This is a genomic window from Pseudobacillus sp. 179-B 2D1 NHS (genome assembly GCF_045370945.1).
Taxonomy (GTDB): Bacteria; Bacillota; Bacilli; order Bacillales; family Domibacillaceae; genus Pseudobacillus.
This window is the reverse complement of sequence record NZ_JBIQDP010000005.1, coordinates 22,947-45,831: the sequence shown is the minus strand read 5'-3', so window position 1 is coordinate 45,831 and position 22,885 is coordinate 22,947. Positions and strand designations below refer to the sequence as shown.

The window sequence follows — 22,885 nt, the reverse complement described above, 5'->3', positions numbered from 1 at the left end:
GGTGAGTAATGAAGAATGCGAGCGTTTGCCAACAGACTGAGAAGCCGCTTAATTAAAAGTGGCTTCATTCTTCTTTCCTCTAAAAATAGAAAACAAAGAAGGAAGTCGATATTTGGGCGGCTCTCTTTTTATAGGAGGAGGCTGCAGGCCATTTAGCAACAGGCGATCACGAATAGCTATCTCCTGGTGTTCCAATTTCTCCTTCATCCATCTTTGATATTGGGCAAGTTCTTTAACAAGTTCTTTGTTTACTTCGATCAGTGTCTCTTGCTGTTGCTCAAGCCGGGCAATCCGCTCATGTAATTCATCATTTTCAGCCGAGGTATGGACTATTTTTTTCGCTTCTTCTTTTTTTTCCGGCTCCACCTTCATTGCCAGCTCAATCGCTGTTTCAAGGGCCATATTTTGTTCCTGTATAAGTTTCAGCAGACGCTGGACAGTAATAATATCCTTTTGATAAAAGACACGGGAATTATTTAACCCTCTATCAAAACGATAACCGGCATCTTCTAACGCTAGCGCATACTTTCGGAGTGTGCTTGCACCGACTCCAAGGCTCTTGGCTACTTCCGAGCTGAAATAAGCCTGCTCCATGTTCATCCCTCCGTTAATTAGTTATGTGGTACTTCCTCAAGCGGCTGATTCCGGGACAATAGACTGTTATTACTACTTTCCATAGGAATAAATAAATTCCTTTCACTACTTTTGTTGATTGATCAGTAGTTTTGTCGAGAAGAGCTTAAAAGATTTGCTGAAACCCTCAGTTGAAAAAGCAGAGAAAAGGGTATATAAAGGATATTATTTGATCAATGGGTGGATTGCTTATGAAGCTGAAAAGGTGGACCTATTCCCGTCGGTATAACATTAAGGCTGTTTTTGATAAGTTTCCTAATTCGAATGTTATTTTCCGAACGATTAACCAATTTTATTTTATTTATATTGTCAACTGGTCAGAAAAGGATCCGGTGGTAACAAGAGAGGATCTGGAACAGATGGAGAAATTGCTGAATGAAGAAATGGGAACAGCGCTCTTTTATCGTTACCGCAAGTCACAAATAGACGATGGGAAAGAGGAGCCAAATGGGGGGAAAGCTGAATGAAGAAAGCAATGGTTATTGCCAATCCTTCTTCAGGAAAAGAAGAGGCAGAGATTTATTTAAAAAAGATCCGTCGACAATTGGAGAGCAAGGAATATGAAGTGGATATCCGTTTGACGAGCAAAGAAGGTGATGCGGTAACATGGGCATCAGAGGCTTGTGCGAATAAGTATGAGGCAGTCGTTTCAATCGGAGGAGATGGGACGCTGAGTGAAACAATAAATGGTCTGGCGGAAAAAGAGTACAGACCGGCACTCGGTATCGTCCCGCTTGGTACGATAAATGATTTTGCCAGAGCACTAGGTATTCCACTTGATCCCGAAGAGGCAATCGCTATCATTGGAGGAAGTAAACTTCAGAAAACGGATATCGGAAAAATCAATAATCACTACTTTTTAAATATTGTAGCTCTTGGCGAGATCGCTGAATCAACGGCAGATGTATCAGCCGGACAAAAAACAGTGCTTGGATCATTTGCTTATTTTTTGGAAGGCGCAAAAACACTCGTTCATAAAACATCATTTGATGCGGCCGTTATCGCTGATGAACAACAGTGGGAGGGAGAGGCGCTGCTATTCCTTGCGGCTTTAACGAATTCTGTTGGCGGCTTTGAAAATATAGCGCCGGAAGCAAAAACGGATGATGGCAAATTGCACTGTTTTATTATTAAAGATACAGCTCTTCCGAAGCTTGTTCGAGTGATAGCCAACCTGTTGAAGGGCAATTTAAAAAAAGATCCCGATGTTCTCTATTTTCGCTCCAGCCAAGTAACCATTTCTTCAAGCATACGGTTAAAAGCAAATGTGGACGGTGATACGGGGGAGAAAGTTCCAGTCACTCTTCAAGCGTTAAAGGAACATATAAATGTTTTTACACCATAAATGACTGAAAGTAAAAAATATGAATAAAATACAAAATAGTGAAACCACATACAGAAAAGAGAGTATATCATAAAGAGATTAGAGAATTCTTATGAAGAAGCGCTAGTACATGGTACATGGAGGTGAAAATATGGGGTTTTTTGACCGGTTGTTTAAAAAAGAAAAAGAGACGGTGAAGGTAGAAGAAAGAACCGTTTTAAACCTACAGGTCGGTGATATTGTTACATATGATCTGCTGGATTACCAAGTAACGGGGAAGCTTCATTATAATGACAGCGGCTTTATGTGGGATGCTTATCAATTGCAAGGAGAGACCGGAGTCTTATGGCTCGCTGTGGAAATGGATGATGAATTAGAACTTGGAATGTATCGCGCTGTTAAACTGCCGCTTGAAGAGCCAATTCCTAAAAAAATCACCTATGATGGCCGAGAATATAGAATGATAGAGAGCGGTAAGGCGTACGTTAAAGGAGAAGGGCGCAGCCAGAATGTGCATGGAAAAGAATTAAAGTACTTTGATTTTGAAGATGATTCCGAAGAGCATTTTTTGTCTGTTGAAATATGGGGCAGCGAAGTAGAAGTAAGCTATGGTTATGCCATTGAAGAATATGAACTAAAAATTTTAGCGGGAAGCTAACTAACTGGGAGGAGTAAATATGTTTCAATTTTTTAAAAGAATGAAGACCTACGTAGGATCAGAATTAAATGCAGCTTTAGACAAAGCGGAAGATCCGGTGAAAATGCTTGACCAGTTTATGCGGGAAATGGAAATGGACATCCGCGATGCAGAAACGGCTGTGGCTAAGCAGATTGCTAATGAAAAAATGCTGAAAAAGAAGCTGGATGAAGCCAATAACATGGTAGAAAAACGCCAGCAGCAAGCTGTTACTGCGTTGGAAGCAGGAAACGAGGATCTTGCCCGCCGTGCTCTTGAAGATAAAAAAGTGTATGAAGGCCAGGCTGAATCAATGCGCTCAGCCCATGAACAGGCGTCACAAGATGCGGCTGTTTTACGGGAAAAGCTTGATGAAATGAAGAGGGAATATCAGGAAATGAAACTGAAAAAAGATTCGCTGAAGGCTCGTGCTGAATCAGCGAAGACAAGAACTAAAATGAACCGGGCGATGTCTTCCATTGGTGGGGATGAATCTCGTCGGGGATTTGAGCGCATGGAAGAAAAAGTATTGCAGTATGAAGCGGAAGCGGAAACATCTGATGACTTAAGGTCTTCTTCACGTGGGATTGATGAGGAACTGGATGCGTTGAAAACGAACAGTGCAATTGATGAGGAGCTAGCTGCGCTAAAGAAAAAATTAGGGAAAGAGTAATTCTTTCCTCTTTTTATTGGAGTGTTTTCCATGAAAAAACAACTATTATTGTTAGTTACTTTATTTACCTCCGCGGCCGTTTTGTTAGCAGGCTGCGGATCGGTACAAATAGAAGACTACATATCAGATAATTATTCGCTGATTGATGTCGTTCGCAGCCAAGCTGCAGAAGATTCTTATGTTTACTTGGCTGAAGATCAACAAGTGAAAGAGGTAGCGGATGAACTGATCCAGGTGCAGGAGCCTGATGAAATTGGAAAGTATGTAAATGGTAAACAAGTGCTTATTTATGATGATCAATTCGTCATTCTAACTGAGGCACCTAAAGAGCCGGACCAGACACTAATCGAAGTGTCTGACCAGGAATTTGTCCGTAATCATTATCATCCGGGTTTCTTTCAAGGGATGCTCCTCGGAAACATGTTAAGCAATATGTTTGGAGGAGGCTGGGACCGTGATCAGCGCTCGCGCTGCAATTCAGCTTACAATAACGATTGCTATGGCGGCTATGGTTCGACTGGTAGATGGAATCCTGGAGCAGCCGGACGTGGTTCTACTTTTCGAGGCGGGGGTCCGGGCACAGGAAAATAATTGATTACTCAGTAGAGGAGAAATGATATGAATCCGTTTTTATTAACCTTCCTTTATTTTGCTGTAGCCATTTTAATTGTATTGGCTGGTTTATTTATTTTTGAGATGGTTACGAGAAAATATAAAGATTGGCATGAAATTAAAGAAGCTAACATTGCTGTAGCATTGTCTATCGGTGGGAAAATCATCGGTATCTGTATTATTTTAATGTTCTCTATCCTTCATAATGATACGATTGTAGAAACGTTAATCTGGGGTGGATATGGAGTTGTTTTGCAAATGGCTGCTTATTTGTTATTTGAACTGTTTACGCGCAACTTCTCAGTACAAGAACAGCTGAAAGCACGTAATACGGCTGTTGGGATTGTTTCTTTCTGTGTTTCTGTTGGACTTTCGTTTGTAATTGGCGCGTCTATTACATAGGAGCGCATGACAGGTGGCACGCAAATGGATAAAAAAGAATTGTTAAAACAAAGCAGTAGTATTTACTGGGCATCAGGCATTGTTTCAATATGTGGCATTATTTTTGAAGTGCTGTTTGGTGCTCTTGGCTCTTACATACTTGGAGATGGCGTAAAGCAATACACGCTAACAATCTCGCTATTCTTAACTGGCATGGGCATCGGTGCCTTTATAAGTGAAAAAATCACAAAGCAGCTCGTCCTCTCCTTTATTTGGATTGAATATGGCATTGGACTCATTGGCGGATTTTCAGCTTTGCTCTTGTTTGGCGTAACGGCTTATTTACCGGATGGAACGGATGCGCTCTTTTTATATGCAGTTACACTTATTGTTGGTGCCTTAACAGGTGTGGAATTGCCGGTTTTAATCCGCAAAGCCAATGACATTGGTGTTGCTTTGCATAAAAGTACAGCAAAAGTGTTGTTTTCCGATTATGCAGGCGGGCTCATTGGCGGACTGCTATTTTTGTTTTTGCTGCGCCCTTATTTTGGCCTCGTGAAAACGGCCTTCATCGTGGCAATGATTAATGTGGCGGTTGCGCTTTGGGTAGCCGTGAAATTCAGGAAGGAACTGAAGCGGTTTTCTTTGCATGCAGGAGCGGGAGGCCTTTTGCTTTTATTGATCATCATCGGCATTTTAATGGGGGAAGAAGCAGCTTTTCACTTTGAACAAAAGCTATACAAAGATCCAATTGTTTATTCAGAGCAAACGAGTTATCAGCAAATTGTATTAACAAGAGAAGAAGGAGACACGCGGCTTTATTTAGATGGACAGCTACAATTTAGTTCAGCAGATGAACATCGCTACCATGAAACACTTGTTCATCCGGCTATGTCAGCAGCGGGCGGCCATCAGCGTATATTGATTCTCGGCGGGGGAGATGGGCTTGCTGTCAGGGAAGTATTAAAATATAAAGATACGCGCTCTATCACTCTGGTAGACCTTGATCCTAAAATGGTGGAGCTTGCTAATACGCATCATTTATTAACAGAGTTAAATAAACGCTCTCTTACAAATAAAAAGGTGGAAGCCGTTCATCAAGATGCCTTTCGCTTTCTGGAAGAATCAGATGGTTTCTATGATGTTATTCTGGTGGATTTGCCTGACCCGAATAATGAATCGCTTAACAAATTGTATACGATGGAATTTTATTCGCTGCTTCGCAACCATTTAACTCCCGGCGGAGCAATAATGGTCCAGGCGACAAGCCCAGTTTTTGCCCCACAAGTATACTGGACCATTGATAGAACGATACAGGCAGCAGGGCTTTCAACAAATAATCTTCATGTTGATGTTCCAAGTTTCGGCGGCTGGGGATTTGTTCTTGCTTCACGCCATCCGATTTCTCTCAAAGATCTACAAATAAAAGCAGAGACCCGTTATTTAACAACGGAGCTTTTGCCGGCGCTTGCCCGGTTTGGAAAAGATGAGGATGCCAAAATTGAAGACGAGAGCGGACATCCAGTTGAGTTAAGACCCAATACATTAATTCGGCCGAATCTTATTGAAGTATATGAAAAATCATGGAAATATTATTAAATGAACCAATGGTTCAAAAAAAGCTGTATCCAAGTCGATAAGTAACCGGCTTGGATACAGCTTTTTAATTATCTGGATTGATGCAGAACGCGGTCTGGCTATCCAATGCTTTTTGTTGATATATCGCTCTCTTTTTTATTTTTTATAATGCCGACACTTTCTTTCGCCGGGAACAGCAGGCTGAAAATGATGCCAAAGAAGGCAGCGATGAAAAAGGTAGTAAAGCGGGAAGAGATGATTGCCTCAAGTGGAGTGGAAATCCACACGACTGTGCTGATAAATCCGGCAAGAATCGTAGCGATGACCCCGATACCGGAATAACGCTTCCAGAAGAACGTGAGAATGATAGCTGGAGAGAGGGTACAACCAACGCCAGCCCAGGCCCAGCTAACGACAAGATATACAAGAGATTTAGATGTTAATGCAATGAGCAATCCTAGTAGGCCAGCTCCGATGATGGTTAATCTTGATACAGTTACCAGCTGTTTTTCTGTCATCTTTTTGCCTAGTGCGTTATTGACGATGTCTTCACTGACTGAGCTTGTAATGACAAGCAGTTGGGAGTCAGCAGTAGAAATAATGGCTGCCAAAATTCCTGAAAGTAAAATACCGGCCATCCATGCTGGAAGCAAGTCTAGCACCATAAAAGGCAAAATCGTTTCAACATCAGCAAACTCTTGCCCTTGGTATAACGTGAGAGCGGTCAGACCAATCATAAAGGCCCCGCCATAAGCAAGAAGGGTCCAAATGATAGCGACACGGCTGGCTGTTTTTGCTTCTTTATCATTTTTCAATGCCATAAAGCGAGCGCTGAGCTGTGGCTGGCCGCCTAGAAAGCCAAAAAACCAGGCGAAATTATTGAATAGAAGGAGGCCGAGGGCAAATCCAACTGCTCCACCTGTCCATGAATCCATCGTAGGACCGGAGGTGGCAAGTGCCGCACTAATAGAAAGGTCTGCGGCATGAATATGAAAAAGGGCAACAATTGGCAGGACGACGAGAGTGACAAGCATCATTAAGCTTTGAATCATATCTGTCCAGACAACAGATGTAAACCCGCCAAGATAAGAGAGGACAATAACGATAACAAGACTAAGAAGAGCTCCTACAGTGGGATCAATTTTAAAAACAGTAAACAAGGTTTTTCCGGCACCAGCAATTTGAGCGCCGAAATAAAACATCATAAAGCTGATAATTAAAATAGTAGACATCCACAGGATGATCTTTCCCTGGCTACCGAATCGTTTCGCTAAATAGCCGGGTAATGTCATAATTTTATGCTCTTCGGCTTCGTCCATAAATCGCTTCGCTAAAAATAACCAAGAGAAAACAATTCCTAAAGAGATGCCGACAGCTACCCATATACCAGAGAGTCCGGTAGAAAAGACAAAGCCAGTATAACCGAGGAGGAGCCATGCTGATTCACCGGTTGCCCTTTCTGAGAAAGCAAGCGCCCAACCAGGAAGCTGTTTGCCGCCGAGAAGGAAGGAAGCGTGATCCATTTCCCTTCGGCTGAATAGGTAACCAGCGCCAAGCATTAATAAGCAATAAAGAATGAATTCAACCATTATGATCGTTTGCATGTTTTATCATCCCTTTCAGAGTTTTTCACAGCTTTTTATAACTCTACGTCCATCCCAATTCCCTGTTGGACAGCTTTTTCATAGATGGCAGAGGCAGCAATCAAATCAAATAAGGCCATGCCAGTTGATTTAAAGATCAGCGGTTTTGGTGCATTTAACTGTAGGTTGTGTTTACCAGAAACCACGCTGGAGAAAGGGATAATTTGCGACTGGGTGAACCAGCCTGCTCTCAACGGATCCATCACATCTCCTGATTCTTGGATAGCATCAAGTGTATCGATAAAGAGAGAATCAGCTTGTTTAAAGAGCTGTTCGGGAAGCTCGCGCATATGTGGTTGGAAAGACCCGATAGCGATAATCAGCTTGCTGTTATATAAAGAAGATTCATCCGGCAGGACAGGTGTACTGGACGTGGTGGCAGTCACTAGGATATCTGACCGGCTGATCACTTGGCTAAGATCATTTTCGATGTGAATAGTTATGCGCGGAGACAAGTAGGATTGAATTTTTCGAGAAAAGTTGGCAGCTTTTTCAGGTGTGCGGTTAAATAAGTAAATGTTTTGAATGTTACGTTCTAAGCATATAGCTAATAATTGATAAAAGCCTTGCACACCGGTACCGATCAATCCGACAGAGGCAGCATGAGCCGGAGCTAAATAGCGAGCGGCTAATCCTCCTAAGGCTCCTGTACGCAGCCCGGTTAAATAAGTGCCATTTAGTAAAGCTTTTGTTTGCCCATCCATGCCATCAATTAACATCATCGTTCCTTGGACAACGGGGCGGGATTGGTTGTCTGGAAAAACACTGACGATTTTTGTGCCGAATGATTGGCGGGCATAACAGGGCATAAGCAACAGAGTATTGTCTTCATAGGCAATGTGCGTTCTTGCATCCATCTGAAATTGTTCTTTGTCGTAAAGCTTATAGGCGATCTCCACTGCCTCGATTATGTCTGCCATTTCAACAGCCTGTTGCATGCTTTTTTGATCCAGTATTAGCAAATTACTCCCCCCTTTATAAAAAATAGATTAATTAAACAATAGCGTGTTCCAATACCAAATCATTTTCAGCAAATCTTTCTACGCGCAAAGGAGTAAGATCGAGCGTTTCGTATTTTCCTTTATAAATCAGTTCAGCTAATCCAAGACCAACCCCGGGAGCTTGCTGCATTCCGTGCCCGCTAAAGCCGAGAGAGAGATAATAGCCCTTCATTGTTGGATGCTCTCCAATAATGGCGTTTTGATCTTCGGTGTTAAAGTCATACAGACCTGCCCATCCGGACTCAAGCTTGGCCTCTTCAAAGTTGGGAACACGATGAGCTAACACTGGCCAAAGCTCTTCAAAGTAGGAGCGTTTCCAAGAAAAATCAATCCCCGGCTTCACGTCTTCTGAATAGCCAGTGATAATACGATCTCCTTCATGACGGAAGTAAACACCGGTTGGGTCAATTGTTAATGGCAATGGCTTTTCAAGTGGAACGGAAGGATGGAACTGGAATATTTGTCTCTTTAAAGGGACAACAGGCAGAGAAAGTCCGATTTTATCACTAAGAAGAGCTCCCCAGGCACCAGCACAATTAATCACTATAGGTGCATTAAATTCTTCTCCGTCCAGTAAACGGACCCCTGTTATTCGATGATTCTCCGTTAAAAAAGTATCTACCTCTTTAGAAATATAGTCGACGCCAAGCTTTTGTGCGTTTTTCTTATATGCCTGCATGACTGAGTAGGCATCCAAGTAACCGTCTTCGGAACAATACAGTCCGCCCGCCAGGTCGCTCACTTCCAGTTCAGGTATAATCGAGTGAAGCTCGGCAGGAGAAAGAAATTGAGAAGGCACCCCAAGCTCGTTTTGCAGTTTTCTTTGGCACTCAATCGCCGGCACCATTTCTTTTTTTGCTAGAAATAAGTAGCCTCGTTGCTGGAAGTCGATTTTAGCCGGTTCTCCATCAATGGACATGTCTTTGGAGAAAGATTGATATTTTTGCAGGCTATAACGGCTCAGTTTTACATTGATGGCCGTTGTAAATAATTGCCGGATACCACCTGCGCTCCGAGGAGTGGAGGAAAACTCATAAATTGGGTCTTTTTCAAACACGACGATCGTTCCCTCAAAACCAATTTTACGCAAAGAATAAGCTGTGCTTGATCCCATAACCCCGCCGCCTACGATAACAATATCTGCTTTTTTCATCTAAGAACCTCCTGTGTATTGTTTGAATTATTTACCATTATATTTAGAAAGCGCTTTCATTCAATGTGCAATTTATACAAAAATTTGATAAAATAAAAGAGAAAATTAATCCGAATATTCAAAATAGTTTCGTGAGGATAGCTAACTATTGAGGTGAAGACATGAAATTTTTTGAACAAATTGCCCAATCGATTGTAGAAAAAACGTCAGCTGTCTTAGAAGTATCGATGAGTATTACTGACGCAAAGGGAACAATCATTGGCTGCAGTAATTTAGAAAGGCTAGGTTCTCATCATGTTGTTACAGAGGAGGTAACAAGGGCGGGGCGATCGGTTATTTTTACGAAGGAAAACATAGCAGGCAGAGAAAATGTATTGCCGGGCGTAGCGACGCCGATACGCTTTCAGCAGCAAATTATTGGGGTTCTTGGCATTATCGGAGAACCGGATGAGGTAGGGAGATACGTAGAATTCGTCCGGACACATATAGAAATGCTTCTGCAAGAGTCTTTTCGAACAGAGACATTTTATTTGCAAATGAAAACTACCGAAATCTTTATCCAGCATCTCATCCACTTTAAGGAGTGGGATAACGAAGAGGCCCTTCACAATTACTGCGAAATGTCAGGCTTCCATTTTGACCGTCCCCGCATGTGTATTCTTATTGACATAGCCGCTTTGCATGCAGCAACAGAGGAGATAAAAGCAATCAGAATCTCGGAATATGATTTATTTCAAATTATTAGCAATTATTTTGAAGACCACTCTGAGGATATTATTAGCCCGATTAATCGGGGGCAATGGATGGTCCTAAAGTATATGGATGGCTATGACCCTTCGAAAACAAGGCGTCAGTGTGAGCAAGCATTAAAAGCTTTAAAAAGGTTTCTTCAAGCCCACCACATTCCTGGACATGTATCTATTGCTTACGGGAAGAGTTACACGGGCTTCGCAGGGGTCAGCCGCTCTTACCAGCAGGCTTTACAAACATTATTAACAGGAAAAAAATATAAAAAGAGCTTGTCGGGGGTGTATGCGTTCGATGACTGGAACATTTTATTAAATACTCTCATTCAAGAAATTAACCCGGCTTTCACCGAAACTTTGGGTGATTATGTTGAAAAGTTATTATCTCATCCCAATGCTTCGATATTGGCAGAAACGTTCCTTGTCTACTGTGAACAGGGATTGAATGTCAGCCGGGCGGCCAGGAAGTTATTTGTTCATCGCAATACTCTCTTATACCGCTTGAACCAATTGAATGAAATTCTTTTTATGGACACACAATCTTTTGAACAATGTATGCTTTTGTACATATCCCTGAAGAAAAATGGAGATCGAGACAGCAGGCAGCCTTTGCCTGCGAAGTAATGCCTTCGCTTTTATGAGAGTGTTTTAAAAAATGTTAAAGAGACACTGAAAGGTGGGACTATAAAAAAACTGTTCCGCAGGCCGCGGAGCAGTCTCAAATTTATAGTGTAACTTCTGTTGTGGCAGGAAGCATTTTTCCAGGGTTTAAGATATTATCAGGATCCAGCAGGTTCTTAATACCGGTCATCACGTTAAGCGCTTCGCCATGTTCTTGCCTTTGATACTTAATCTTGCCGAGGCCGACGCCATGTTCCCCTGTGCACGTTCCGCCGAGCGATAGAGCAAACGAAACAATTTCGCTATTTAGCCGTTCAATTTTACGAGTTTGCTCAAGGTCTTGTGGATCAAATAAGGTAAGAGTATGGAAGTTTCCATCACCAATGTGTCCAAGAACAGCCCCGTCCATCCCGTATGCTTCAATGCGTGCACGGGCATAATCGACCATTTCCGGCAGCTTCGATATCGGTACACATACATCGGTATTAATGGTTTGCAGCTTAGGGTTGCTGTGACGGAAAGCGTAGGATAAGTCATGCCGGGCTTTCCAAAGCTGTGCTCTTTTTAAGCTGTCCTTTTCAAAAACAAATGTGTAACATTGGTGTTCCTCTAACAATTCCTGAACGAATTGGGTGTCTGCTTCATTTCCAGCCTCGTTTCCGTGAAACTCCAAAAACAAAGACGGTTCTTCAGGAAAGTCTGTTCCGCTAAAAGCATTCACTTGAGCAATAGAGCGATCATCAACAAGCTCCATGCGGGCAATCGGAATGCCAGCAGTGAGTATAGAAACCGCTGCCTCTACACATTGTTTTACAGTAGGAAAGCAAGCTCTAGCCGCCATAATCGATTCGGGAATGCCATGAAGCTTTAATGTAATCTCGGTAAATAATCCGAGTGTTCCTTCCGAGCCAGCAAACAAACTGTTCAAATGATAGCCGGAAGAAGATTTTTTAGCGAGTGAGCCGGTATGAATGAGCCGACCGTCTGCCAGAATGACTTCGAGGTCGAGAATCTGGTCTCTCATCACCCCGTAGCGCACGGCCTGAGTACCGCTTGCATTCGTAGCAGCCATGCCGCCTATCGTCGCATCCGCCCCGGGATCAACCGGGAAAAAGAGGCCATGTTTATTTAGTTCTTGATTCAATTGCAGTCTTGTCACGCCAGGCTGTACTTTGACAATTAAATCTTCTGGCCGCAGCTCAATAATTTTGTTCATTTGGGTAAAGTCGACAGATATTCCTTGGTGCACAGGAATAGCATGCCCTTCAAGGCCCGAGCCGCTTCCGAAAGGAACGACGGGAGCCTTATATTCTTTAGCAAACTGAATGATCTTTTGTACGTCGTCTGTGGAGGCGGGAAATACGACAACATCAGGCAGGACAGGCTCAAAATGGGACTCATCCTTGCTGTGATGCTCTAATATCGTTTCATTGACTGTTACTTTTTCCGGGCCAAGTAGGCCGGTTAATTTTTCAACGAAATTCATCCTTTCACCACTTTCATGGAAATGATTTTTTTAAATATTCATTCATTTGAATGATAGCATACGAGGTAATTGCTGTATACTAAAGATTGTCTATAATTGCCAGTGAGGAAGAGGTATGGAGTGTATCAGTGCGTAGTGAAGCTTCAGAAGTACGGAGATGGTTTATTTTCAATAAAGGGGACTTCTAGCTTGCCCATTGCAAAAAAACCGTCCGGTTCAGCGGACGGTTGAAGGCAGAAGATAGCTTATTAAATTTGCTGGAGAAGTCTATTTGGAGAGAGTGGCAAGCTCTTCATTAAGCTCTTGCAGTTCCTTCTCTATGCGTATGAGCTGTTCTTCGGCTTTCGATACACCGTTTCCTGTAGACTCAAGTTTTTCAATGTCTCCTTGGATCCGAATGTAGTCCATTTTCAGTTCAGCGATTTTTGATTCAATTTCAGATTTTGTCATTCTTTTTTCTCCTTTATTATTTTCTTATATATTAAGGGAGAGAAAGAATGGATGGCAACTTTAAAGAATGGAGGATAATGATGTTTGGATTAAATCTAAAACTGCCGGTGTGGCAAGCGCCGATGGCAGGAGTATCCACACCAGAGTTAACAGCAGCTGCTTCAAATGCCGGTGTGCTTGGCAATGTTGGTGCTGGTTATTTATCGGGAGAGCAAACAGAAGAATTTATCCAGCGTGTAAAAAGACTGACAAATGCTCCTTTTGGCGTTAACTTGTTTGTGCCCGAGCAAGTAAAGACAACCCATGAGCAAGTAACAGCAGTCCATCAGCTGCTTTCTCCGTTTCGCGAGCAGCTTGGTATAGCAGAAGACGTAGACAGCATCTCCTTTAGCCCTCCTGCTTTTGATGAGCAACTTGCTGTTGTTTTGCAAGAAAAGGTAAAAGTATGTTCATTTACTTTCGGGCTGCCGCCGAAAAGAGCAATAGAGAAATTAAAGGAAAACGGGATCATTACGGTCGGCACAGCGACAACAGTGGATGAAGCCCTTGCTTGCGAAAAGGAAGGGATGGATGCTGTTGTAATCCAGGGGAGTGAAGCAGGTGGACATAGGGGGACGTTTCAGTCACCTGAGAGCTTGATTGGTTTAATGGCGTTGCTGCCACAGGCTGCTCAGGAAGTGCGCATTCCCGTTATTGCAGCAGGTGGGATCATGAATGGAAAAGGAATTGCAGCTGCCCTTTGTCTTGGTGCTTCAGCTGTGCAGCTTGGCACAGCGTTTCTAGTTACAGCAGAAAGCGGTGCCCATCCACTCCATAAAGAGGCTATTCTATCAGCGAAGGAAAATGATGCGGTATTGACAAGAGCTTTTTCTGGGAAAACAGCCCGCGGCATTTCCAATCGATTTATAAAGGAAATGCAGCAGCATGAAGAAGTGTTTTTGCCGTATCCACTGCAAAACACATTGACACAACCTATAAGAAAACAGGCGGGAAAACAAAATAACAAAGAATATTTATCTCTCTGGTCAGGTCAGGGGACAAGATTGAGCAAACAGCAGACTGTCAATGAATTGGTTGAGAGTCTAGTAGACGAAATGGACGCCTCTTTATTAGCAGCTAACCGGACAGTACAGAATATAAGAAGAGGCTCTCTAACAGAACCACAATAATCATGATAAGAAAACAAATAAAAAATCAGCCCATAAACGGCTGATTTTTTATTTATATATTTAATAAAATTGCACAAAGTCAAAAGCTAGATTTAAAAAGAATAGGGAATGAATAGCGACAAAGATTAATCCTTGTTTGTTTAATTTTTGTGTGATTACTTGATCCATATATATCACCCCGTTAAAAGTTTGTAGGTTTATTATATAACCATTTTCACAAAATTTCAAAACTTTTTTAACTAATTTGTCACATTTTTTTTGGATTGGGCCTTGACTTATTTTTTTATATGGGAATTGCATCCTTTTTTTCAAAAAGAAAGACAAAACGAAAGAGAGCCTCTGCTCTCTTTCGTTTTGTCTTATAAAATTGGAGATAGCAGCCTGGAAATGGATTCTTTAAATTTAATCATTGTTGTTCGGTTTTTATAAAGCTCTGGAGTGAGCTCAAAGCAAAGTTCCATATCTTTTTCAAATATCTCTGCTAGTTTTCGTCCTGTCTCATGGTGGTAAATAAAAGCATTCACTTCAAAATTTAAACGGAAGCTGCGTACATCAATATTGGCTGTCCCGACGGAACTTAGTTTTTTGTCAACAACAATTGTTTTTGCATGAATGAAGCCGGCATCATAAATGTATGTTCTAGCCCCGGCTTTTATTAGCTCGCCGATATAAGAATAGGTAGCCCAGTACACAAACAAATGATCAGGCTTGTTTGGTATCATGATTCGAACATCTACACCTGAAAGGGCAGCAATCCGTAAGGCGTCCAGCAGGCTTGCATCAGGAATGAAATAAGGTGTTTGAATGTAAACGGACTCCCGTGCTGACGAAATCATTTTGATATATCCGTTTTTTATTTGTTCCCATTCTGAATCCGGCCCGCTTGTCACAATTTGCATGGACACATCATTATTAGAAGGGCTGTTTGGAAAGTAAGTATCTGAGTAATGGATGTCATGGCGATCCGAGGCCTGGTTCCAATCCAAGATAAATCGAGTTTGAATTGAATGGACAGCTGTCCCTTCAATCCGTAAATGGGTATCCCTCCAGTAGCCGAATTTTGGATTAAGTCCTAAGTACTCATCGCCAATATTGAATCCGCCGACATAGCCAATGTTCCCATCAATAATCGCAAGTTTACGATGATTGCGATAGTTGAGGCGCAAATTAATAAAAGGGATTTTTGAAGGGAAAAAGATTTCAACGATGCCGCCAGCTTCTATCAATTCTTTGAAGTGCCTTTTGTGTACACCCCGGGATCCCATTTCATCGTATAAAACCCTTACTTTGACGCCTTGCTTTGCCTTTTCTGTTAACAAATGAACAATTTCTGATCCGAGATCATCCACACGAAAAATGTAGTACTGCAAATGAATATGGTGTTTTGCTCGTCTGATATCTTGAAGCAGAGAATGAAACTTATCTTTCCCGTCGATGAAAATGTTCACATCGTTGTCCTCGGTTAGAATGGCATCGTTATTGCGCAGCAGCATATAGACTAAGTCCTCGTTTTCTTCAGTATGAGGGTTGCGAAAACGAAACAATTGATTTTTAATCTCACGCATTTGAGTTTGGATGGTTGATTCAATGCCAATTTTCACTTTTTCATCCCAGTCAAACAAATGCCGTCTGCTTAAATTTTGGCCAAAAATTAAGTAAAGAATAAAACCAAGGATAGGAATAAACAATAAGACCATCAGCCACGCCCAGGTAGCTGCGGCATCCCGTCTTTCCATAAAGATAACGACAATAGAAAAAGAAAAGTTCAACAAAAAAAGAGCGTAAGCAATCCAGCTCCACATATGTGCTTCCATTGTTTCCACCAGCTTTATCGATAGTATTTAGATCTATGTTAACAAGGAAAGATAAATATTTCTATAAGTCAAATTAGGAAGAGGAATGAAAAACCTACTTGACACATAGGAATAGATGATATAGGCTATTCGTTAGTGAAAAGGAGGAAAGTACCTATGAACTTATTTTTCATCATTATAAATGTAGTAGCCCTGCTTGTTTTGGCAGGTGTTTTATATGGGATGCAGAAAAAGCATATCTCGTTTTCAAAGCGAGTATTTACCGCTCTAGGAATGGGAATTGTCTTTGGTTTTATCCTGCAGCTCATTTATGGGTTGGAATCAAAAACATTACTCCAGTCTACGGAGTGGTTTAATATTATCGGCACGGGCTATGTCAAACTATTGCAAATGGTAGTCATGCCGCTTGTATTTATTTCGATTGTTTCTGCTTTTACAAAGCTCACTCTCACAACGAATCTTGGAAAGGTTGCTGGGCTGATTATTGGTTTGCTTGTTGGCACGACAGCTATCGCAGCAGCTATTGGGATCAGTGCGTCTCTCGGATTCCATCTTGAAGCTGTCCAAATTCAGGGGGGAGAAACTGAGCAGGCACGGGGAATGGAAATTGAGCAACAGTATTCAGAGATTCAAGATCAGTCCTTCCCGCAAAAAATTATTGAACTCATACCGGCTAATCCGTTCCTTGACTTTACAGGCCAGCGGAGCACTTCTACCATTGCCGTTGTAATCTTTGCGGCCTTCGTGGGATTCGCTTATCTTGGCATTAAAAGAAAAGAACCGGAACAAGCTGAATTTTTCAAGAAAATGATTGATGCCATTTACTCGATTGTCATGCGTATTGTGACACTTGTGCTACGTATTACACCTTATGGAATCTTGGCTATCATGGCAAAGACGGTAGCAACGAGCAACTTTACGGCCATTGCAAAGCTCGGAGAATTCGTCTTGGCTTCTTATATAGCGCTGGCTGTTATGTTTATTATTCACTTGCTTATTTTAACTCTCGTCGGATTAAATCCAATGACTTATGTGAAGAAAGTATTGCCTGTTCTGTCATTCGCATTTACTTCCCGCTCAAGCGCAGGTACATTGCCTTTAAATGTTAAAGCGCAAACGTCATCACTAGGTGTGCCTGAAGGGATTGCAAACTTTGCTGGTTCATTCGGACTATCAATCGGTCAAAATGGCTGTGCAGGTGTATATCCAGCTATGCTTGCTGTAATGATTGCACCAACAGTAGGTATTAATCCACTTTCTCCAACGTTTATTTTGACATTAATCGCAGTGGTAGCGATCAGTTCATTCGGAGTAGCCGGCGTTGGTGGCGGAGCTACGTTCGCAGCTATCCTGGTATTATCAACAATGAACCTTCCTGTAGCGCTTGCTGGTCTACTTATTTCGGTAGAGCCATTAATCGATATGGCACGTACTGCAGTGAATGTCAGCGGCAGTATGACAGCAGGGGTCGTAACGAGCCGTATCACCAAAGAATTAGATACGACTGTTTACAATGAAGAACAAAAAGAAGCCATTTACAGTTAATAAAGAAGAAGATAAAAGCCGGCATTGCCGGCTTTTTTTGTAAAACAAATTTGAGATTTAAGGGATTAACTGCCGGAGAAAGGGGAATGTTAAAATTAAATAATTAATAAATTTTTGAAACCATTTTTAATAGAACTCGTAGAAAAAGGAGTAAAAAATTTTTAAAGAGGTGTGTAAATTGGGGAAAGACCATGAAAGAGTGTTAAAAATGATCGACCGGCTCGCTCAATTAGGTGTTAAAGTGTCAAAAACCAAATCCCGCATCGAAGTGTTTAACTCTTTAAAAAGATATCAAGATTTAGTGGATCATGTAAAGGCCTGAAAATAAAAGAAGTACATAATGAAATATAAAACAACCCGGCTGCGTGTAGAACGAGCCGGGTTGTTTTTATGAATAAGCAATCTGAAATGTCTTTTGTCCCTACATACAGTTCCAAAGAAACAGTGAAGGGCTGCTTGGCCATTTCTTAGCTAGCTTGTTTTTTTCTTTTGAATAAAGTGGTAAATAAAGAAAATGATAACGATCAGTAATCCGCCTGCAATAGTTAGCATGGTAAAGTTTTCTTCAATAAATGGCTTAGCTTGCTCACCAAGCCAGAAAATAATGAGCCCTTCCAGGAAAAAGCGAAGCCCACGCCCGATGAGTGACCAAATGAGAAGAACTCTAATACGAATCTTTGCTACTCCGGCAAAGATTGTAAACACCTTATAAGGAATCGGTGTAAAGCCGGCAATTAAAATGGCAAGAGGACCATACCTCTTGAATAGATCTTCTACTTTTAAGATTAATTCCTCAGAAACAAATTTTAATAAAATGGGACGGCCAAGCTTACGTCCAATCAACCAGCCAAGCAGAGCGCCTAAGACAGAAGCAATCGTTGTATATAGCGCGAAAAGGAGGGCACGGTCAGGATCAGCAAGGGCCAACGGCAGCAAGATGACATCCGGGGGAATAGGAAAGAAAGAAGATTCCGTAAAGGCAACGAGAATTAACCCTAACAATCCATATTCCAGCAGCCACTCTTCCAGATGATGAATCAACTCAGACATGTAAAAGAATTCTCCTTTAATTAAATTAACCACAAAAATTATAACATTATTCATTTAGACGAACGAGCAAGAGCTCAGTAAAAAATCAGCCGAGATATGGATCCCAGGCTGATTCTTTTACTGAGGAGACGTAGGTTCGTTCTTTGCTTTTAAAAACGGCAAGTAAGCTGTTTTTTATTTCAGCATCTTTTTCTAAATGATAATAGGCAAGCCGCTTGCGCCATTTATTCATCTCTACCTCATTGTTAATAACATCGGTAATCTGTGATTCAATCGGCTGCTGTATATCGAGCTTATACACCAGTTTTTGAGTTCTCAAGTAATGGCAGTTAATTTCTTCCTGACCTGGCAAGGTGTCCATAATAAAGACAGGCAGGGACTTTTCCAGAACTTCCGTAATTGTCACTCCGCCTGGTTTCGTGACAATGGCAGAGGCTCTTTCGTAATAGAGATTCATTTGTTCGCGACAGCTTGTATAAGGAATAGCTTCTATTTTTTTATGGTGAAGAGAGCAGATATGCTCATATAGTTTTTGGTTATGACCGCACAGCACTTTGTAAGAGTATCGGAGCTCAGAGGCAGATAATTGTTCAATTAATGAAGTTAAGTTGCCGAGCCCGCTATTGCCACCTGCGATTAACACATAGCCTTCCGACAAGGGGCGTGAAGGCTTTTGGAAAAAGGGGTGTATAGGAATGCCAGTTACAAATATTTGCTCTTGCTTTAACGAATATACTTTTATGAGCTTCTCTTTTGCTTCCTGGTGCGGAACAAAATGAAAATCAATATATTTTTTTCCCCATATATCATTCATAAAGAAATCCGTATACACATTTATGACGGGAACGTTAACTTTCCCTCTCTTTTTAAGGTGATTCAGAAGCTTAGAGGGATAACAGTGAGTGCAGATAATAAAATCTGGTTGTTCTTTTTCAATGAATTTCTCCATCCGCCAGGCAAGATAGCTGTCCCAGAAGCAAAGAGAAGAGCCAGAGGACAGATCATCTTTTGGCTTGTGCGAATAAATAAAAGAATGATAAAACTTACTATACAGCGCTGGTTTGCGGCTAATCCACTTTAAATATGTGTTTGAAATAATGGCCTCTATGCCGCTATGAAAATGACTCAAACAGTCAACCGTCTTTACTTCAATTTCCGCTTCTATATTGGATAAATGTCCAATAATGGCCTCAGCCGCTTTATGGTGTCCAGAAGGCATGCGGAAGAGGGGCAGTAATAAAATTTTCATAGGCGAAAACTCCTTTAGCGTTCGGTGCTGGTAGCTTTGTTTTTAGACTTTCTCCATTTATATAGCAGCTGAATCAAAAACGCAATAAGAAAAATCGCACCGGCGATCGTTAAGTAAATAGGCTTAACTGTTATATACGAGCTAACAACATACCCAATCATTATATAAGATAATACCCATATAAGTGAGCCCAAAACAGAAAGGAGGAGAAACAGAAGCAAGGGAAACTTCGCTACTCCAGCAAAATAAGGATTGAATTGTCTTATTCCAGGAATAAAGAACCCGGTAAATAAGGATTTCTTCATATCCCAGTGAAGAAGGACTTTCCTCCATCTTTTTTTGCTCATACCCAAATACTTCCCATACCGATCAAGCAAAGGCTTCCCCACCTTGCGACCAAGCAGGTAGCTTGTCAGCATACCGGAAAAAGCACCTGCAGAGATGGCCAGCCAGGCTGAGAGCAGCGGAATGCCCTGATGTCTCGCCAGAATGCCTACGTAGACGAATAAGCTTTCTTCAGGAACCGGAATGCCCACAATACCGAAAAAACCAACAATAAACAAAATAATTAATCCATATTGAGACAGATAATCAAGAATTTGAGATTCCATATTACAGCTTGCTCCCTTTGAAGGCTTGTAACATAGTATGAATATTTACAAAGCGATAGTTAGCTGAATCTTTATCTGCCAGAAAGATTTCCAATGCTTTTAATGTGTTTGCCGGCGCATGTTCATCGGCTCCAAAAGTGGTACCGCTATCGTGCAGTGTAATAATAGCGCCTTGCTTTCGCTCTTTTCTTAGTTTGTCGGCGAGTGCAGCAGGTTGAACACTCTCCTTCCAGTCACCGGGAATAGCAGTCCACATAATGGTTTGCAATGGTCTGACTGTATGCAATGTAAGTAAGTTAAAATGTCCCCACGGTGGTCTATAGTACATAGTTGGTTCTCCTGTTATTTCCATAATTGTTACTTGTGCCTTTGCTAGTTGTTTTTTAAACATCAAGGGTGAGAACAGCCAATTGGATAGGTGTGTGTCGTTATGTATACCGATCGTATGGCCTCTCTTCTTGATCTCTCGGACAATGTCCGGATAGGCACGGGCTTTAGCACCCACAATGAAAAAGGTGGCTTTTACATGATGTTTTTCCAATAAATCGAGCAACAGGGGGGTATACCTAGGATCAGGCCCGTCATCGAAAGTTAAAGCGACCATATTTTCTCCTGTTCCGCGTTTATGTATTCCTATTTCAAATACTCGGATGAAAACAGTAGCTCCGACCGTATAGATAAAAAGGAAAAGCAAGACCAAAGTTGTTAGTAATAGCACTTATTATCATTCCCTCACAAAGAAGTGTTGGAGCAACTTTTCATAAATTCGCCCTTTTATAAAAAACTCCTGCTAGATAAACACTTTCAGAATAAAAAGAAAAGAGAATGTGCCAGCTGTTGAGCCGGTTCATTCTCTTTTAATACCTACAAGTTCAAGTAGACAGCTATATTGCTTTTGATTCTGCTAGGGGAAGGGTGGATTGTTTAGTTGGAAGAGTTTGCTCCTCCAGCTGTACCTGTGGCTTTTTTCGCACTTCCACATATTTAATTTGATGGTCTTCCATCGCTTTGATTGTGAAAAGATAGCCCTCATAATCAATAATGTCCCCTTGAACGGCTTCGTAATTTTCCGTAAGAATCCAGCCGCCAATTGTATCGATATCCTCGTCTTCCAGTGCCAGATGAAGAAGTGTATTTACCTCATTGATCAGTACTTTGCCGTCTATAATATAATGAGTATCAGCTATTTTTTGGATGAGCGGCACCTCGTCTGTATCAAATTCATCCTGAATCTCTCCAACGATCTCTTCTAAAATATCTTCAATCGTGACCAGGCCAGATGTCCCTCCGTATTCGTCCATTAATACAGCCATGTGAATTCGCTCTTTTTGCAGTTTAACGAGTAATTCATGAATAGGAATGGAATCGATGACACGAATAATGGGACGTACGTATTGCTCGAGTAAAACGGGACCGAGTTCCTTTTGCTTAACATAGTCGGTCAGCACCTCTTTAAAATTAACAAGGCCAATCACATGATCTTTGTCACCATCAATAACGGGATAACGTGTAAATCGCTCCTCACGCACGACATCAATGAACTCCTGAATCGTCATTTCTTTAGACAGCGTGACCATTTCTGTACGCGGAACCATAACTTCTTTCGCGATCCGGTCATCAAACTCAAAAATTTTATTTACATATTTAAATTCAGAAGGGTTAATTTCACCGCTTCTTAAGCTTTCCGATAAGATGAGACGCAGCTCTTCCTCTGTATGCGCCACTTCATTTTCAGAAACGGGCTTTATGCCGAACAGACCGGTAACGAGCCGGGCTGTTCCATTAAGCGTCCATATAAAAGGGTACATGGCTTTATAAAATATGATCAATGGCCGGGCAAAGAAAAGCGTCAGCGCTTCTGCTTTTTGAATAGCCAGTGTCTTTGGCGCGAGCTCCCCCACCACTACATGAAGAAAAGTAATAATGAAAAATGCCGCTCCTACAATGATTACCTGAGACAAAGAGGAAGGGATGTGAAGAAGATCCATAAGCGGCTTTAATACACCGGCCATAGCCGGTTCTCCGATCCAGCCAAGTGCAAGGGCTGTTATCGTAATGCCAAGCTGACAGGCTGACAAGTATTCATCAAGGCTTGAAATAACAAGCTTTGCAGCAGGTGCTTTTGGATGGCCTTCTTCCAGTAATTGATGAATCCGCGAGCTGCGGACTTTAACGATGGAAAATTCTGAAATAACAAAAAACGCAGTTAGAGCTATAAGGATGACGATGAACACCAGGTTAAATATGTCCAAATAGTTTCCTCAGTCCGCCGAGGGGCGGACAAGGAGTCACCTCCTGTAGAGTAAAGTTACCTGATTGCAAAAGCCAATCTTTCACTTCAACGAGCCGCATCTTCAGTGAGACGGGCTTATGGGAGAGCTCATATTGAACCTTCATTGTCCCATCGAATCACCTCTTAACGCACTTAAATAGTTATCAATAGTATAATAAATACTGATTTTTCAGTCAA

The 22,885-nt window shown here is 41.7% G+C and carries 24 protein-coding genes; 11 read left to right on the top strand and 13 right to left on the bottom strand.

The features are described 5' to 3' along the window. Positions 1-48: 48 nt before the first annotated feature. On the bottom strand, positions 49-594 hold the full coding sequence (locus ACH0BF_RS06755; protein WP_340851360.1) for a hypothetical protein: 546 nt from the start codon (positions 592-594) through the stop codon (positions 49-51). A 230-nt stretch (positions 595-824) separates the two neighbouring features. On the opposite strand from ACH0BF_RS06755, the gene ACH0BF_RS06750 reads away from it, so the two are divergent. From ACH0BF_RS06750 to ACH0BF_RS06720, 7 genes are all read left to right on the top strand, one after another. Next, positions 825-1,100 (top strand): hypothetical protein, encoded by a 276-nt coding sequence (locus ACH0BF_RS06750; protein WP_120036052.1) that lies wholly within the window; start codon positions 825-827, stop codon positions 1,098-1,100. Continuing rightward, entirely contained in the window at positions 1,097-1,978 is an 882-nt protein-coding gene (locus tag ACH0BF_RS06745; protein WP_406909128.1) for a diacylglycerol/lipid kinase family protein, read from the top strand. The genes ACH0BF_RS06750 and ACH0BF_RS06745 overlap by 4 nt, the downstream gene beginning before the upstream one ends. Positions 1,979-2,108: 130 nt before the next feature. After that, the gene (locus tag ACH0BF_RS06740) at positions 2,109-2,615 is read left to right on the top strand and encodes a DUF4178 domain-containing protein (protein ID WP_120036054.1); all 507 of its coding nucleotides are present in this window, start codon (positions 2,109-2,111) and stop codon (positions 2,613-2,615) included. 19 nt (positions 2,616-2,634) lie between these two features. Then, on the top strand, positions 2,635-3,306 hold the full coding sequence (locus tag ACH0BF_RS06735; protein WP_406909127.1) for a PspA/IM30 family protein: 672 nt from the start codon (positions 2,635-2,637) through the stop codon (positions 3,304-3,306). Positions 3,307-3,336: 30 nt separating this feature from the next. Then, positions 3,337-3,897, top strand: coding sequence for a DUF4247 domain-containing protein (locus tag ACH0BF_RS06730; protein WP_120036056.1), 561 nt, complete (start codon positions 3,337-3,339; stop codon positions 3,895-3,897). A 27-nt stretch (positions 3,898-3,924) separates the two neighbouring features. Next, on the top strand, positions 3,925-4,320 hold the full coding sequence (locus ACH0BF_RS06725) for a DUF350 domain-containing protein (RefSeq protein ID WP_120036057.1): 396 nt from the start codon (positions 3,925-3,927) through the stop codon (positions 4,318-4,320). A 24-nt stretch (positions 4,321-4,344) separates the two neighbouring features. After that, positions 4,345-5,898, top strand: coding sequence for a polyamine aminopropyltransferase (locus ACH0BF_RS06720; RefSeq protein WP_406909126.1), 1,554 nt, complete (start codon positions 4,345-4,347; stop codon positions 5,896-5,898). 98 nt (positions 5,899-5,996) lie between these two features. Here the strand turns inward: ACH0BF_RS06720 and ACH0BF_RS06715 are convergent, their stop codons facing one another. The 3 genes from ACH0BF_RS06715 to ACH0BF_RS06705 are packed head-to-tail and all read right to left on the bottom strand — an operon-like array spanning position 5,997 to position 9,674. Next, complete coding sequence (locus tag ACH0BF_RS06715) at positions 5,997-7,481, bottom strand: sodium/proline symporter (protein ID WP_120036059.1); 1,485 nt, start codon at positions 7,479-7,481, stop codon at positions 5,997-5,999. A gap of 35 nt (positions 7,482-7,516) precedes the next feature. Then, positions 7,517-8,482: an ornithine cyclodeaminase family protein gene (locus tag ACH0BF_RS06710; protein ID WP_340851353.1), complete on the bottom strand. Its 966-nt coding sequence runs from the start codon at positions 8,480-8,482 to the stop codon at positions 7,517-7,519. Positions 8,483-8,513: 31 nt separating this feature from the next. After that, positions 8,514-9,674, bottom strand: a complete 1,161-nt coding sequence (locus ACH0BF_RS06705) for an NAD(P)/FAD-dependent oxidoreductase (protein ID WP_340851352.1) — start codon at positions 9,672-9,674, stop codon at positions 8,514-8,516. A gap of 161 nt (positions 9,675-9,835) precedes the next feature. On the opposite strand from ACH0BF_RS06705, the gene ACH0BF_RS06700 reads away from it, so the two are divergent. Next, positions 9,836-11,044: a CdaR family transcriptional regulator gene (locus ACH0BF_RS06700; protein WP_340851350.1), complete on the top strand. Its 1,209-nt coding sequence runs from the start codon at positions 9,836-9,838 to the stop codon at positions 11,042-11,044. A 100-nt stretch (positions 11,045-11,144) separates the two neighbouring features. Here the strand turns inward: ACH0BF_RS06700 and ACH0BF_RS06695 are convergent, their stop codons facing one another. Together ACH0BF_RS06695 and ACH0BF_RS06690 are read right to left on the bottom strand one after the other, a co-directional pair. Beyond that, complete coding sequence (locus ACH0BF_RS06695; RefSeq protein WP_406909123.1) at positions 11,145-12,527, bottom strand: FAD-binding oxidoreductase; 1,383 nt, start codon at positions 12,525-12,527, stop codon at positions 11,145-11,147. Between the two features lie 267 nt (positions 12,528-12,794). Further along, complete coding sequence (locus ACH0BF_RS06690) at positions 12,795-12,977, bottom strand: SE1832 family protein (protein WP_120036064.1); 183 nt, start codon at positions 12,975-12,977, stop codon at positions 12,795-12,797. Between the two features lie 47 nt (positions 12,978-13,024). Between ACH0BF_RS06690 and ACH0BF_RS06685 the strand changes: the two genes are divergently transcribed. Then, complete coding sequence (locus ACH0BF_RS06685; protein ID WP_406909121.1) at positions 13,025-14,146, top strand: NAD(P)H-dependent flavin oxidoreductase; 1,122 nt, start codon at positions 13,025-13,027, stop codon at positions 14,144-14,146. A 359-nt stretch (positions 14,147-14,505) separates the two neighbouring features. Here ACH0BF_RS06685 and cls read toward each other — a convergent pair whose 3' ends face one another. Next, complete coding sequence (cls, locus tag ACH0BF_RS06680) at positions 14,506-15,960, bottom strand: cardiolipin synthase (protein WP_259455683.1); 1,455 nt, start codon at positions 15,958-15,960, stop codon at positions 14,506-14,508. A gap of 156 nt (positions 15,961-16,116) precedes the next feature. Here cls and ACH0BF_RS06675 point away from each other — a divergent pair, with 156 nt between their 5' ends. Both ACH0BF_RS06675 and ACH0BF_RS06670 read left to right on the top strand, forming a co-directional pair. After that, on the top strand, positions 16,117-17,505 hold the full coding sequence (locus ACH0BF_RS06675; RefSeq protein WP_120036066.1) for an L-cystine transporter: 1,389 nt from the start codon (positions 16,117-16,119) through the stop codon (positions 17,503-17,505). A 178-nt stretch (positions 17,506-17,683) separates the two neighbouring features. Next, positions 17,684-17,827 (top strand): Lmo0850 family protein, encoded by a 144-nt coding sequence (locus ACH0BF_RS06670; RefSeq protein ID WP_182917074.1) that lies wholly within the window; start codon positions 17,684-17,686, stop codon positions 17,825-17,827. 149 nt (positions 17,828-17,976) lie between these two features. Here ACH0BF_RS06670 and ACH0BF_RS06665 read toward each other — a convergent pair whose 3' ends face one another. The 6 genes from ACH0BF_RS06665 to ACH0BF_RS06640 form a co-directional block, all read right to left on the bottom strand. Next, positions 17,977-18,555, bottom strand: coding sequence for a YqaA family protein (locus ACH0BF_RS06665; RefSeq protein ID WP_340851344.1), 579 nt, complete (start codon positions 18,553-18,555; stop codon positions 17,977-17,979). 85 nt (positions 18,556-18,640) lie between these two features. Next, positions 18,641-19,804: an MGDG synthase family glycosyltransferase gene (locus ACH0BF_RS06660; RefSeq protein ID WP_406909117.1), complete on the bottom strand. Its 1,164-nt coding sequence runs from the start codon at positions 19,802-19,804 to the stop codon at positions 18,641-18,643. Positions 19,805-19,818: 14 nt separating this feature from the next. After that, a complete protein-coding gene (locus ACH0BF_RS06655) occupies positions 19,819-20,415 on the bottom strand; it encodes a DedA family protein (RefSeq protein ID WP_120036069.1) in 597 nt (198 codons plus the stop codon). Between the two features lies 1 nt (position 20,416). Further along, complete coding sequence (locus ACH0BF_RS06650) at positions 20,417-21,133, bottom strand: polysaccharide deacetylase family protein (RefSeq protein ID WP_406909115.1); 717 nt, start codon at positions 21,131-21,133, stop codon at positions 20,417-20,419. 166 nt (positions 21,134-21,299) lie between these two features. Then, positions 21,300-22,667, bottom strand: a complete 1,368-nt coding sequence (locus ACH0BF_RS06645; RefSeq protein ID WP_340851339.1) for a hemolysin family protein — start codon at positions 22,665-22,667, stop codon at positions 21,300-21,302. Next, positions 22,654-22,812: a hypothetical protein gene (locus ACH0BF_RS06640; protein ID WP_406909112.1), complete on the bottom strand. Its 159-nt coding sequence runs from the start codon at positions 22,810-22,812 to the stop codon at positions 22,654-22,656. Before ACH0BF_RS06640 ends, ACH0BF_RS06645 begins: the two co-directional genes overlap by 14 nt. Between the last annotated feature and the right edge of the window lie 73 nt (positions 22,813-22,885).

Excerpts from the sequence above, each read along its gene's own strand:
- ACH0BF_RS06755 (WP_340851360.1), bottom strand. The coding sequence starts at position 594 with ATGGAGCAGGCTTATTTCAGCTCGGAAGTAGCCAAGAGCCTTGGAGTC.
- ACH0BF_RS06750 (WP_120036052.1), top strand. The coding sequence starts at position 825 with ATGAAGCTGAAAAGGTGGACCTATTCCCGTCGGTATAACATTAAGGCT.
- ACH0BF_RS06745 (WP_406909128.1), top strand. The coding sequence starts at position 1,097 with ATGAAGAAAGCAATGGTTATTGCCAATCCTTCTTCAGGAAAAGAAGAG.
- ACH0BF_RS06740 (WP_120036054.1), top strand. The coding sequence starts at position 2,109 with ATGGGGTTTTTTGACCGGTTGTTTAAAAAAGAAAAAGAGACGGTGAAG.
- ACH0BF_RS06735 (WP_406909127.1), top strand. The coding sequence starts at position 2,635 with ATGTTTCAATTTTTTAAAAGAATGAAGACCTACGTAGGATCAGAATTA.
- ACH0BF_RS06730 (WP_120036056.1), top strand. The coding sequence starts at position 3,337 with ATGAAAAAACAACTATTATTGTTAGTTACTTTATTTACCTCCGCGGCC.
- ACH0BF_RS06725 (WP_120036057.1), top strand. The coding sequence starts at position 3,925 with ATGAATCCGTTTTTATTAACCTTCCTTTATTTTGCTGTAGCCATTTTA.
- ACH0BF_RS06720 (WP_406909126.1), top strand. The coding sequence starts at position 4,345 with ATGGATAAAAAAGAATTGTTAAAACAAAGCAGTAGTATTTACTGGGCA.
- ACH0BF_RS06715 (WP_120036059.1), bottom strand. The coding sequence starts at position 7,481 with ATGCAAACGATCATAATGGTTGAATTCATTCTTTATTGCTTATTAATG.
- ACH0BF_RS06705 (WP_340851352.1), bottom strand. The coding sequence starts at position 9,674 with ATGAAAAAAGCAGATATTGTTATCGTAGGCGGCGGGGTTATGGGATCA.
- ACH0BF_RS06700 (WP_340851350.1), top strand. The coding sequence starts at position 9,836 with ATGAAATTTTTTGAACAAATTGCCCAATCGATTGTAGAAAAAACGTCA.
- ACH0BF_RS06695 (WP_406909123.1), bottom strand. The coding sequence starts at position 12,527 with ATGAATTTCGTTGAAAAATTAACCGGCCTACTTGGCCCGGAAAAAGTA.
- ACH0BF_RS06690 (WP_120036064.1), bottom strand. The coding sequence starts at position 12,977 with ATGACAAAATCTGAAATTGAATCAAAAATCGCTGAACTGAAAATGGAC.
- ACH0BF_RS06685 (WP_406909121.1), top strand. The coding sequence starts at position 13,025 with ATGGATGGCAACTTTAAAGAATGGAGGATAATGATGTTTGGATTAAAT.
- cls (WP_259455683.1), bottom strand. The coding sequence starts at position 15,960 with ATGGAAGCACATATGTGGAGCTGGATTGCTTACGCTCTTTTTTTGTTG.
- ACH0BF_RS06675 (WP_120036066.1), top strand. The coding sequence starts at position 16,117 with ATGAACTTATTTTTCATCATTATAAATGTAGTAGCCCTGCTTGTTTTG.
- ACH0BF_RS06665 (WP_340851344.1), bottom strand. The coding sequence starts at position 18,555 with ATGTCTGAGTTGATTCATCATCTGGAAGAGTGGCTGCTGGAATATGGA.
- ACH0BF_RS06660 (WP_406909117.1), bottom strand. The coding sequence starts at position 19,804 with ATGAAAATTTTATTACTGCCCCTCTTCCGCATGCCTTCTGGACACCAT.
- ACH0BF_RS06655 (WP_120036069.1), bottom strand. The coding sequence starts at position 20,415 with ATGGAATCTCAAATTCTTGATTATCTGTCTCAATATGGATTAATTATT.
- ACH0BF_RS06640 (WP_406909112.1), bottom strand. The coding sequence starts at position 22,812 with ATGAAGGTTCAATATGAGCTCTCCCATAAGCCCGTCTCACTGAAGATG.